Here is a 12946-nt window from a genome sequence, read left to right as displayed (position 1 = left end):
ATGAAGGGTGAATTTCTTAAAAAATCTTATAGTCACAGTCCTTCTTTGCAAGTCTCCTATATTTAAGTATAACTTTGCTATTTAATAATCAACATCTTATTATCCACAGTCAACAATCCATGGTCGAAAAACGTTGGAATTATAAAAAATTACCCTCTTCAGAAATAGTAGATACCCTATCAAAAGAATTAGGTGTTAGTTATGAAATCGCTACCTTACTGGGTCAGCGAGGCGTTGGTACATTTGATGAAGCCAAGCATTTTTTTCGTCCTAGCTTATCAGATTTATACGACCCATTTTTGATGGCAGATATGACCATTGCGGTTGAACGATTGAGTAAAGCTGTTGAGCAAAATGAGAAAATACTAATATATGGTGATTATGATGTAGATGGTACTACTTCGGTTGCTATGTTTTATGGATTTTTACAAAAGTATATTCATCAGAACATTGAATTTTATATTCCCGATCGTTATGCCGAAGGATATGGTGTTTCGCAAAAAGGAATTGAATATGCCGCCGAAAATGGTTTTGCCCTCATCGTAAGCCTCGACTGCGGAATCAAATCTATTGATAAGGTAGCTTGGGCAAAAGAACATGGTGTAGACTTTATTATATGCGACCACCACCGCCCTGGTGACGAGTTACCAGATGCAGTAGCGGTATTAGACCCCAAACGTGAGGACTGTCTATATCCATTTAAGGAATTGACAGGTTGTGGCGTGGGATTCAAGTTATTACAAGCTTATTGTCAAGTTAAAGATATTGATGTCAATTTGTTGTTACCCTATTTGGATTTGGTTGTGACGAGTATTAGTTGTGATATTGTTCCGATTGTAGGCGAAAACCGAGTTTTGGCATTTTATGGTTTACAACAGCTCAATACCAATCCAAGAACTGGACTAAAAGCGTTGATTAAATCCGCTTCGCTCGAAGGCAAAATGGATATTACCAAAGTGGTATTTGGATTAGGTCCACGAATCAATGCAGCAGGAAGAATTCGCCATGCTTATGATGCTGTTGACTTAATGTTATCTGAAGACGAACAAAAAGCTGAAGAATTTGCCCGCGTGATTGGTCAACATAATACCGACCGCAAAGGACTTGATTCATCGATTACAGCCGAAGCACTTGAAATGATTGCTCAAAATAGCGATTTGGTTGCCGCCAAAAGTACAGTGTTATTCAATGAAGCTTGGCATAAAGGAGTTATTGGTATTGTAGCGAGTAGATGCATCGAAAAGTATCATCGTCCTACCATTATCTTGACAGAGTCTCATGGCAATGCCGCTGGTTCGGCACGTTCAGTACCAGGATTTGATGTGTATGATGCCATTGAAGAATGCTCAGAGCATTTGATTCAATTTGGTGGACACACTTTCGCTGCTGGTCTTACGTTAGAGCTTAACCAAATTGAAAACTTTAAAAGAAAGTTTGAAGAAGTTGTTTCTCGTAAAATTTTACAAGAACAACTGTCTCCACTAATAGAAATAGACTTGGCATTGCCACTATCAGCTATTACCGACAAGTTTCATCGTATTATGAGTCAAATGTCGCCATTTGGTCCTCAAAATATGACGCCTGTATTTGTCAGTCATAAAGTACAACTGTATGGTGCGCCAATCAAAATGAAGGAGAAACATCTGAAGTTTCAGGCATTTCAAGAGGGCTCAGCCGCATTTACCTGCGTAGGCTTTGGTATGGTTGAAGACTTTTTTGATAAATTATTGGAAGTTCAAACTTGCTCTATTTGTTATACCATCGAAATCAATGAGTGGCAAGGGAAAAAAAGTTTTCAACTAATGTTGAAAGATATTAAGTTTGAATAAAAGCACAGATATTTTCAATTTGTGTTTGCTCTTGAACATCGTATTCTATTTTAATTCATAGATAAAAAAGGCAAGTTTATTATAAAGAATTTTGCCACAGCAATTATGCTACTAAGAACAGAAAATCTTGTAAAGAAATATGGTCAGCGCTTGGTCAACAACAATGTAAGCTACCAAGTAGAACAAGGCGAAATTGTAGGTTTATTAGGACCCAATGGTGCTGGTAAAACGACTTCGTTTTACATGGCAACAGGTTTGGTAAAGCCTAATTCTGGAAAAGTATATCTCGATGATTTGGATGTGACTAACTTGCCTATGTACAAACGAGCACGTTTAGGGATTGGCTATTTAGCACAGGAAGCTTCTGTTTTCAGAACGCTATCTGTTGAAGAAAATATCTTAGCGGTGTTGGAATTAACAAGTCTTTCTAAAAAAGAACAAAAAGAAAAAACTGAGCAATTACTGGAAGAGTTTTCATTGACTCATGTTCGTAAAAACCTTGGTCAAGTATTATCTGGAGGTGAGCGTCGTCGTACCGAAATTGCCCGTGCCTTGGCGGTTGATCCTAAATTTATTTTGTTAGATGAGCCTTTCGCAGGGGTTGACCCTATTGCTGTAGAGGAAATCCAAGGGATTGTTGCAAAGCTCAAATATCGCAATATTGGTATCCTTATTACCGACCACAACGTAGACGAAACATTATCGATTACTGACCGTGCATATTTGTTATTTGAAGGAAAAATTTTAAAATCAGGTACACCAGAAGACCTTGCTTCGGACGAACAAGTACGTCGTTTGTATTTGGGTAAACACTTTGAATTGAAGCGTAAAATCTAGTGCAGAATCTCTTTGAGAACAGCCAAAGATTTTATTTCTCCAAAGGTCTCCAAATGTATTTTGTACCAGTGTAATAGGATCTCTACCATTTCATTTCTTGAATGACGATCGATTCTTGGTGCATCTCCATACTCCAATCCCCAAAGGAGTTGAAGCCCAGCTTTTGCTCCTTTGGTCAGAGGATACCCGTACAAGCTCAATTCCTCCTCCATCTCTTCGACTGTCTCGGGCAAAAATCCTAAATAAGCTGTCATTGCTAATAAAAACTGAATATGAAAGCATTCAAAATGCTTATTAGCGCCATCTAGCCACAATATAGACTCCTCGACAAAATCGAACAGTTGTTCATTCGGGGTTTCTTCTCGTAAAGTTTTGGTTAAAATCTCTGTGACAAAAATCGCTACCGACGATTTGGCAATCTCATAAGGAATTGTCTCGAAAGGATGATTACATTTGATTTCTGCAATACGATGGATATCCTTTCCTTTTTTATGATATATCACAAGGTCGAGTAAAGTGAGCGGTTGGAAAAGCGCTATTTTATTTTTAGCTCTTGCACTTCTCACGCCATTTTCAATATACGACTGTATGCCAAACTCCTTGGTGTAGATTTTGGCAATAATCGAGCTTTCTTTATACTTTACGTAGTTGATGACGATCCCTTGAGTTTTACTTAGCATGACATTATTCTTCTCTTCTCCACTTCAATTTTTCGACAGGTATTTTTTGTTCTATCTGCTCACGCAAAATATCCATCATGTCATCGACTGAAATATCTGGATCAAATTGAATTGGCTCCTTAAATGTAACAGAAAGCGTTGTGTTTCGTTTTTTAAACAAAAGCCCTTTCTTATCAAAAGCTCTTCTAAAACCGTTGATTACGACAGGCACTACAATGGGATTATGTGCTTTTATCAAGTGCGCTGTTCCTTTACGAAGAGGAGCATAAGGCGTGGTTGTTCCTTGCGGAAAACTTACTACCCAGCCGTATTTTAAACCTAATCCAACCTTATCATTCGCGGCAGTATCCAATTCTCGTTTTACGTCATGCCCTTTAGCTCTCCAAGAGCGATTTACCAAAATAGCGCCCGCTTGAGAAAAAATCTTTGGGAGTAATCCACCTTCCTTCATTGTCTCAGATGCTGCTACATAAAACAGTCGTGACCTCGGAGCCAATAGATAAATGGGAAAGTTTATCGAATTTTTGAATCCCCATTTGATACTAAAGAAAACATGATACAAGCAAATCACATCCATGAAATAGGTCTGGTGATTTGAGAGAAAAAGAACGCCTGTCTGTGGCAAATTTTCGAGATGCTCTGTTCCTCTGATTTTAGTTTTATTATAAACTCTCAATCTTCCATAAGTTATCCATCCTAAGGTAAACATGATGATTCTTTTCAGAAACATCGAATTACCAAAAGGGTCTCTCTCCACAATTCCAAAGACATCAAACATGGATAAAAAATTTCGGATATGTAATTTCATTGCTTGCAGTTTTAGTGTCTTAGACCATATTTATGACTAAGAAATAGTTTGGTTTTTGAGTCGTTCCAGACATTACTTAATTGGTCGAAGATATACATTTTTTTACAAATAATCTCAATCCCTATTTTGGCTCTCGCCATGCCTAACTTATGTTTATAAATAGCTTAGCATATTTCATTTTATGAGGGAATTACTAGAAGTATTACTATTCGAACGTTCAATCAATACTTTTAATACTTTGTTTTTCTTTCAAATAACAGCTATGACATGCGACTATTTATAGTCTACATTGACAGATTTTTTATTCCTTCTTATTCACTAGATATTGAATTTGCTTTAAAAGATAATAAAATAACCAAATGGATAATATAAGTTTTATTTAACCTTCATGTTTAATAACCGAACGTTCAGTCAAAACATAAAAACCTAATAATCAACACATTTCACTTTAGTTAACTTCACCATAACCATTCTATTCTTTTTCTTGTTTATTTTATTGAGGTTTCTTAAATCTTCATTTTATTCATAGAACTGTCTATTTTTATTATAAAAACCTAAACTAATGAACATACTAATCACTGGGGGAACTGGGCTTGTAGGCACACGACTTACTGAACTACTTATAGAACAAGGTCATTCGGTTTGGCACTTGAGCCGCAAGGCTCAACAGAGAGGAAACGTGAAAACTTTTGTTTGGGATATAGACAAAGGATTCATTGATGAGGAGGCTCTACTTGGGGCAGACTACATCATTCATCTTGCAGGTGCAGGGATTGCTGATGAGCGTTGGACGCCAGAACGTAAAAAAGAAATCATTGATTCTCGTACAAAATCCCTCGGTTTGATCTCCCAAAAACTCAAAACTCTTCCACACAAAATTCAAGGGTTCGTTTCGGCATCGGGTATTGGGTTTTATGGTACAGATACTGGAAGTACGATCATTACAGAAGAGTCTCCAGCGGGCAATGACTTCGTGGCTGAGTGTTGTATTTTATGGGAAAAAGCTTCCGAGCCCATATCTGAACTTGGGATTAGAACCACTAAACTTCGTATTGGAATAGTACTTACCGACAAAGGCGGTGCTCTTCCTAAAATGGCTACACCAACCAAGTTTGGCTTTGGCGCTCCACTCGGTACGGGCGAACCATTTCTTTCGTGGATACATATTGATGACCTTTGTAGACTCTTTATTCATGCACTATTTACCCCTTCTATTCAAGGTGTTTTTAATGCAGTTGCAAATAACCCTGTCAACAACCGAACGTTCAATCAAGTTTTAGCAAGAGTGCTAAATCGACCTTTATGGCTACCCAATGTACCTTCATTTGTCCTCAAAGCTGTTTTCGGAGAAATGGCTTCTATTGTACTTGGTGGCAATTATGTGTCGAACAAGAAACTCAAAAATGAAACATCATTTCATTTTCAATTCAATGATTTGGAAACAGCCCTACGTGATATTTTCAAAAAATAGCTGTAAAGAGAGTTTAAAAACTGTTATTTTGTGAGACTTTATTCAACAATAAACATTTTTTTGAACACTCTGAACATGAAAAATATCTTGGTGTATTGCGGAGCTTCTGTCGGCTTCGATGAGATTTATAAAAATACAGCTATCGCTGCAGGCAAGCTTTTGGTAGAAAAAAACAAAACACTTGTCTATGGTGCAGGGAGTGTTGGTATCATGGGTATAATAGCCGATGCAGTACTCGAAAATGGGGGAGAGGTGATTGGTGTAATTCCCTCTTTTATGGAAAAGTTTGAGGTACAACACAAAGGGCTTACTCAAATTCACGTAGTGGATACTATGCACCAACGTAAGCAACTCATGGCTGAAATTTCAGATGCAGTTGTTGCTTTGCCTGGCGGCTGGGGAACCCTCGACGAGCTTTTCGAAATTCTTACTTGGAAACAATTAGGATTACACCAAATGCCTGTAGGCTTACTCAATGTCAATGGCTTTTATGACCCATTGATCGAAATGATTCATAAAATGGTCAAAGAGGGGTTCCTAAAACAGACCAATTTGGATATGTTGATGATTGACGACAATCTTGAAAGCCTCCTCAATCGTATGGAACAAGCTGAGTATCCAGACTTTCCTGTTGGGAAATGGGTGAATAAAGCCTAACAATACAATTACAGCTTTGTTCGTTTGCCTATGATATAAACCCTTAATATTGGCTATTTTCATGAAAATCTATACTCCGTTTGCTATCGTTTTGTTGTGCATGCCATCTGCATTCTTGATGGCACAAAACAAACCTGAAAACCTTGGAACTGCTATTAATACTGAGTACTCTGAACTTGGTCCAGTTATGTCTCCAGATGGTAAAACGCTCTATTTTGGACGAAAAAATCACCCTCAAAACAAATACGGAGTCAATGGTTCTGAACAGATAGCAGGCTCTCAAGATATTTGGTTTTCAGAAAATACAATGGGAGCTTGGACACCCGCCAGACGTATGTCCGAAAACCTCAATAGAGATCAATACAACAGTATTTTGAGCATATCTCCCGATGGACAAACTATTCTCATGAAAGGTGCTTATCTCAATGGGCAATACGAAACCCGAGGTTTTTCTATCGCTAAAAAGCTAGAGGGGGGCTGGGGACTTCCTCGCAAATTAGATATTCCTAAATACGAAAAACTAAGTCGAGGTAAAAACGAACATGGCTTTTTGTCTGCCGATGGAAAGGTTTTATTAATGGCCTTTTCAGAAAAGAAAAACTCTGATGAAGACGATATCTACGCTTCTTTTTTGGAAGATGATGGTACTTGGTCAGAACCTATGAACTTAGGCGATGATATCAATACCAACTTCACAGAAACGACACCTTTTTTGGCAGCCGATGGTAAAACTTTGTATTTCTCCAGTAACAGAGAAGGAGGGAAAGGTAGCAACGACATTTATGTTTGTAAACGTAAAGACGATACTTGGATCAACTGGACGGAGCCTCAAAATATCGGCGAACCTATCAATACCGATGAATATGATGCCTATTACACGATCCCAGCCTCTGGTGATTATGCTTATTTTATTTCTGGTAAAAGCTCTCTTGGCAAAAAAGATATTTTCCGCTTGAAGCTTGATGCTGGTACAACGTCTCCTATTCAGGCAGGTAACGAACCAGTGGTGGCAACAAACAAACCCAATACTAAAAATACCAAAAATCAGCCCACACCCGATGCTACGAAATCAGAACCCGTTGTATTAGTTGCGGGTAAAGTGATTGATAATAAAACAGGCAAAGTACCTAAAAATGCCAAGGTCATTTACGAAGATTTGACTACTGGAAAAGAATTAGGTCAAGCCAGTCCAGACCCAATAACAGGTATCTACAAAATTGTATTGCCTTATGGCAAAAATTACGGTATTACGACCAAAATAGATGGTTTTGTAGGAACTTCTCAGAATATTGACTTGAGTAAAATTTCAGGAAAATACCTTGAAATAGATGGAAAAGATATTACCATTGCCCCAATCGAGGCTGGCACAAAGATAACGATGAACAATATTTTTTTTGAATTTGGTAAAGCAGCCTTACAACCTGAATCCACTCCTGAGTTGAAGCGTATTGCTGAGTTTATCAAAAAGAATAAAATCAATGTCGAAATCAGTGGGCACACCGACAACGTGGGTAGCGACGAAGTCAATAACCGACTTTCACAAGAACGTGCAGATGTAGTTCGTAATCAACTTATCACATTTGGTGTAACCCCTGAGCGAATTGTAGCTAAGGGATATGGCAAAAATCGCCCTAAGGTAGCCAACGATACGCCCGAAAATCAGGCAACCAATAGACGTGTAGAGTTTGAGATTTTGAAGAATTAAAACTATTTACTCTTTTTTACAGTTATTTTTGTGAAATGATTGCCACAAAGGCTCAAATATTAGGTATTTGAGCCTTTGTGGCTAATTGTGTTTTTCAGAACTGAAAAAACACTACCTTACAGCAAATACATACCCTAGCTTTTTTCAACCATGCTTGTTAAAGATTTCCTGAAGCTCTACCGTGAAGATGGCGTTGTGCAGACTATTTCGGAGCAAACTAAAAACCGAGAAAAGTACCCTCATATTCAATTAAAAGGGCTTTCTGGTAGTCTTGATGCCGTTATTGCTTCGGCAATACACCAACTGAACCCTAAACAAGACCATTTATTTATTCTTGAAGACCGTGAAGAAGCGGCGTATTTTCTCAACGACCTCCAAAGTCTGTTGGGAGAAGAAGTTCCTATGCTTTTTCCAATGTCCTACAAAAAGGCCTATCAATACCAAGATATTGACAATGCCAACGTGTTGATGAGAGCAGAAGTATTGAGTAAAATCAACAATAATACCAATACAGGGCAAATCATTGTTTCGTATCCTGAAGCACTTTTCGAGAAAGTTATCAACAAGCGTTCCTTGATGAAAAATACGCTTACAGTGTCTTTGAACGAACAGTTGGATACAAACTTTTTGGCAGAAATTTTACTAAGCTATGACTTCGAAAAAACTGATTTTGTGTACGAAGCAGGGCAGTTTTCTATTCGTGGAGGTATTGTAGATGTTTTTAGTTTTTCAAACGAACTCCCTTATCGTATTGACTTATTTGGCAACGAAGTTGAAAGCATTCGTACGTTCGACCCAGATTCACAACTTTCGATTGAATCCGTTTCTAAAATCAATATTATTCCTGATGTTCAAACCAAACTCATTCAGGAAACTCGCGAACCATTTTTTCAGTTTTTATCGCCCGATACACGCCTTTGGTTTAAGGATGTTGAACATGCCTTAGAAATTGTGGAAAAATGCTTTGAAAAAGTGGAGCAAAGTCTTCAAGAAATCTTAGCAAAAAGTGGAGGAATTCAAGTTGTATCCGACCCTAATCAACTGTTTGAAAGTCGCCGTAGTTTTTTACAGTTAGTCAAAGGATTTGGCTCTATTGAATTTGGAAGAAGGTTTTATTTTAAAGAAAAAACCGAAAAACTGACCTATCAAGCCAAATCTCAACCTTCGTTCAACAAAGACTTCAAACGACTAGCTGATAATCTTCGTGAATATCAGAGTTTTTATTTTACCAATATCATCACATCCGAATCGCAACGTCAATTAGAGCGCCTGACCACGATTTTTGAAGAAATCGACTCCAATGTGCGTTTTCAACCTATAACCATTGGACTTCGAGAAGGATTTATTGATGAACAAAACAAAATTGTTTGTTACACCGACCATCAGATATTTGATAGGTTTCATCGTTTCAAAGAAAAAAGCAAGTATTCAAAATCCAAAGCCCTTACGCTCAAAGAGCTTCGTACCTTACAAGTGGGCGATTATGTAACCCATGTCGATTACGGAATAGGGCGTTTTGCTGGTCTTGACAAAGTAACAGTGGGTGAGTCTGAACAAGAAGCCATTCGTTTGATTTTTAGAGACAATGACGTATTGATGGTATCTATCCACTCTTTGCACAAAATTTCAAAATTTTCGGGTAAAGAAGGTGGACCTCCAACGATGTCAAAATTAGGTTCGCCTGAATGGGAAAATAAGAAATCCCGTATCAAAAAACAGGTTCAGGATATTGCCAAGGAGCTTATTGCCCTTTACGCCCAACGTCGTTTGGCTCAAGGATATGCTTTTTCGAGAGATAGCTTCCTTCAAGCCGAATTGGAATCTTCGTTTATCTATGAAGATACCCCAGATCAAGCAAAAGCTACGGCCGATGTAAAAGCTGATATGGAAAAACCAAACCCTATGGATAGGCTAGTTTGTGGTGATGTGGGTTTTGGAAAAACCGAAGTGGCTATTCGCGCGGCATTCAAAGCTGTTGCAGACTCCAAACAAGTGGCTATTTTGGTACCAACTACTGTTTTGGCCATGCAACATTTCCGTACCTTCCGCGACCGTCTAGAGAATTTCCCTTGTCGTGTTGAATATATCAACCGTTTTAAGTCAACACAACAAATCAAAGAAACCCTAAAACGTGTAGCCAATGGCGAAACTGATATTTTGATTGGTACTCACCGAATTGTGAATAAAGATGTTTCTTTCAAAAATTTAGGCTTAATGATTATTGATGAGGAGCAAAAATTTGGGGTAAAAGTCAAAGACCGCCTCAAAGAAATGCGTGTCAATATCGACGTCCTAACACTTACTGCAACGCCTATTCCACGTACGCTACACTTCTCGTTGATGGGCGCAAGGGATTTATCGGTAATTGCAACTCCTCCACCAAATCGTCAACCCGTAACTACTGAATTACACGTACTAAGTGATCAGTTGATTCGTGATGCTGTGAGTTATGAGTTAAAACGTGGTGGACAAGTATATTTTGTTCATAATCGTGTTGCGGAACTTGAAAGTATTGGAAACTCAATTCTCAGAATGGTTCCTGATGCCAAAATTGGTATCGCACACGGACAAATGGATGGTGACAAACTCGAAAAAGTAATGATGAACTTTATCGAAGGGCATTATGATGTGTTAGTTTCTACGAATATTATCGAGTCAGGTATTGATATTCCAAATGCCAACACGATTATCATCAATCACGCCAACCATTTTGGGCTTTCTGATTTGCACCAAATGCGAGGTAGGGTAGGGCGTTCGAACAAAAAAGCATTTTGTTATTTGCTAACACCAGCACTTTCTCTCTTAACTACAGATGCTCGTAAGCGCTTAAGTTCTTTAGAAGAATTCTCTGATTTGGGTGATGGATTCAAAGTAGCTATGCGAGATTTGGATATTCGTGGCGCAGGTAATTTACTCGGTGCTGAACAAAGTGGCTTTATCAATGATTTGGGATACGAAATGTATCATAAAATTCTCGATGAAGCGGTTCAAGAACTGAAAGAAAATGAATTTAGAGCCTTATTTGAAAATGATTTAGCTGAATCTGCCAACAAATTAAAAGTAGATTGTCAAATTGAGACCGATATGCACGTGCTCATTCCAGAAAATTACGTAACCTCTATTTCTGAAAGATTATCGCTTTATACCCAACTAGATGATATGAAATCGGAAGAAGATTTAGTGAATTTTCAAAGGGCTATCAATGATCGTTTTGGACCAATTCCTCCAGAAGTGAAAGATATGATAGAAATCGTACGAGTTAGATGGAAAGCAGAAGTTTTAGGAATTGAAAAAATTATGCTAAAAAATAATAACCTGCGCTGTTTCTTCGTTTCCTCACAGAACGAAAGGTATTATAAATCAAGTGTTTTTGGCAAGATTCTTGATTATGTGAAAGTCAACCCGAAAAAATGTTCGCTCAAAGAAGCGAAAGGGCGATTAATCCTTAGCTTTGATAAAGTCACTTCTATTGACGAACTTCAAACAATTCTGACCGACATATACTCTCGAGGATAGCTTTTAGGAGGTATTTTCCTAAACATCGTTCAAAAGCGCAAACAAATTGGGTCGCTTCAGCGCTTTTTATACCAAAAACACTAATTTTGTGTTTAATCAATAACTCGATTTTAGTATTAAATATTTATACAACGACAATCCAAGTATTTAAGAAATGAAGTTGTCTATCAAATCAGTAGCTGTTTTATTCATGGGTTTAGCCCTTGTGAGCAGTTGCAAAAGCAAAAAGCCGAATAGTGTTAAGTTAGGTAAAAACAGTACTGCTACTGGTATTACCTACAACAAAAAAGGAGGATTCCAAGTTGATAAAAAATTCAAAGGTCAGCCTACTGGTCCTAACCTCGTGTTTATCGAAGGTGGACGCTTTACGATGGGAGCTCTTGAAGAAGATGTTATCAACACACGTGACAACTTGGAAAGAACCGTTTCTGTTCAATCATTCTACATGGATGAAACAGAAATTGCCAACGTTCACTACCTCGAATATCTCAACGCTATTCAAAAAGACTCTTCACAAGAGTTTTATGAGTCTGCTCTTCCAGATACATTGGTTTGGAAAGACGAGTTAGCGTTCAACGACTCTTATGTTGAGCAATATCTTCGTTACCCAGGTTTCCGTATGTATCCTTTGGTGGGTGTTTCTTGGACTCAAGCAACAGACTACTGTACTTGGCGTACTGCGGCGGTTAATAATGACTTAGCCATGAAAAACCAAAAAGGTAAGAAGTCAACCACAAAGAGAAAAGGAAAAGCTGCTGGAGCTGAAGTGAAAGCTGCACCTGCATTCTCTGCTGGTCAACGCCTTCCAATCGAATCAGGAATTGTATTGCCTGCTTACCGTCTTCCAACAGAAGCGGAGTGGGAATACGCTGCTAAAGCCATGATTGGAACTCAATATGAAGATGAAAACCAAGTAAATCAACGTATTTATCCTTGGGATGGCCCTTCAATGCGTTTATCAAGAGGTAAACACAAAGGTGATATGTTGGCAAACTTCAAACGTGGTCGTGGTGACTATGCTGGTATTGCTGGTAAGAGTAACGATAAAGCGATTATTACAACTGAAGTTTATGAATATCCTGCAAATGACTTTGGTTTGTACCAAATGGCAGGTAACGTAAACGAATGGGTGTATGACTTATATCGTCCACTTTCTTACGAAGATATGAACGACTTGAACCCTATTCGTAGAAATGATTTCATGGATAATGCGAAAAACTACGATAGAAAAAATAACAACTCGTTAATCGATAACCGTTCTCGTGTGTACAAAGGTGGTTCTTGGGCTGACGTAGCTTACTGGTTAGCACCAGGTACTCGTAGATACCTAGACCAAGACTCTTCGACATCGACTATCGGATTTAGATGTGCCATGATTCGCGCTGGTACCAACAAATAAGATTTTCTATTTTTGAAAAGGGCTTAAAATTTCGATTTTAAGCC

At 38.2% G+C, this 12946-nt stretch carries 9 protein-coding genes; 7 read left to right on the top strand and 2 right to left on the bottom strand.

The features are described from left to right. Window positions 1-119 precede the first annotated feature (119 nt). Window positions 120-1829, top strand: coding sequence for a single-stranded-DNA-specific exonuclease RecJ (gene recJ / locus QM481_RS08015; RefSeq protein ID WP_283381356.1), 1710 nt, complete (start codon window positions 120-122; stop codon window positions 1827-1829). A 105-nt stretch (window positions 1830-1934) separates the two neighbouring features. After that, window positions 1935-2666, top strand: a complete 732-nt coding sequence (gene lptB / locus QM481_RS08010) for an LPS export ABC transporter ATP-binding protein (protein WP_095163549.1) — start codon at window positions 1935-1937, stop codon at window positions 2664-2666. On the opposite strand, the gene recO is transcribed toward lptB, so the two are convergent. Continuing rightward, window positions 2663-3346, bottom strand: coding sequence for a DNA repair protein RecO (gene recO, locus QM481_RS08005; RefSeq protein ID WP_166550974.1), 684 nt, complete (start codon window positions 3344-3346; stop codon window positions 2663-2665). The genes lptB and recO overlap by 4 nt on opposite strands. Before the next feature lie 4 nt (window positions 3347-3350). Further along, a complete protein-coding gene (locus tag QM481_RS08000) occupies window positions 3351-4154 on the bottom strand; it encodes a lysophospholipid acyltransferase family protein (protein WP_166550975.1) in 804 nt (267 codons plus the stop codon). Between the two features lie 562 nt (window positions 4155-4716). On the opposite strand from QM481_RS08000, the gene QM481_RS07995 reads away from it, so the two are divergent. The 5 genes from QM481_RS07995 to gldJ all read left to right on the top strand — a co-directional run bounded on the left by QM481_RS07995 (window position 4717) and on the right by gldJ (window position 12902). After that, a complete protein-coding gene (locus QM481_RS07995; RefSeq protein WP_283381355.1) occupies window positions 4717-5625 on the top strand; it encodes a TIGR01777 family oxidoreductase in 909 nt (302 codons plus the stop codon). Window positions 5626-5700: 75 nt separating this feature from the next. Continuing rightward, window positions 5701-6282, top strand: coding sequence for an LOG family protein (locus QM481_RS07990; protein WP_283381354.1), 582 nt, complete (start codon window positions 5701-5703; stop codon window positions 6280-6282). A 61-nt stretch (window positions 6283-6343) separates the two neighbouring features. Beyond that, window positions 6344-7987: an OmpA family protein gene (locus tag QM481_RS07985; RefSeq protein WP_283381353.1), complete on the top strand. Its 1644-nt coding sequence runs from the start codon at window positions 6344-6346 to the stop codon at window positions 7985-7987. 150 nt (window positions 7988-8137) lie between these two features. Then, entirely contained in the window at window positions 8138-11503 is a 3366-nt protein-coding gene (gene mfd / locus QM481_RS07980; protein WP_166550979.1) for a transcription-repair coupling factor, read from the top strand. A 154-nt stretch (window positions 11504-11657) separates the two neighbouring features. After that, window positions 11658-12902: a gliding motility lipoprotein GldJ gene (gldJ, locus tag QM481_RS07975; RefSeq protein WP_166550980.1), complete on the top strand. Its 1245-nt coding sequence runs from the start codon at window positions 11658-11660 to the stop codon at window positions 12900-12902. The last annotated feature ends 44 nt before the right edge of the window (window positions 12903-12946 follow it).

This window comes from Flectobacillus rivi (assembly GCF_030056655.1).
Lineage (GTDB): Bacteria > Bacteroidota > Bacteroidia > Cytophagales > Spirosomataceae > Flectobacillus > Flectobacillus rivi.
Note: the sequence above shows the minus strand (reverse complement) of the source record. Positions and strands in the feature narration are given on the sequence as shown.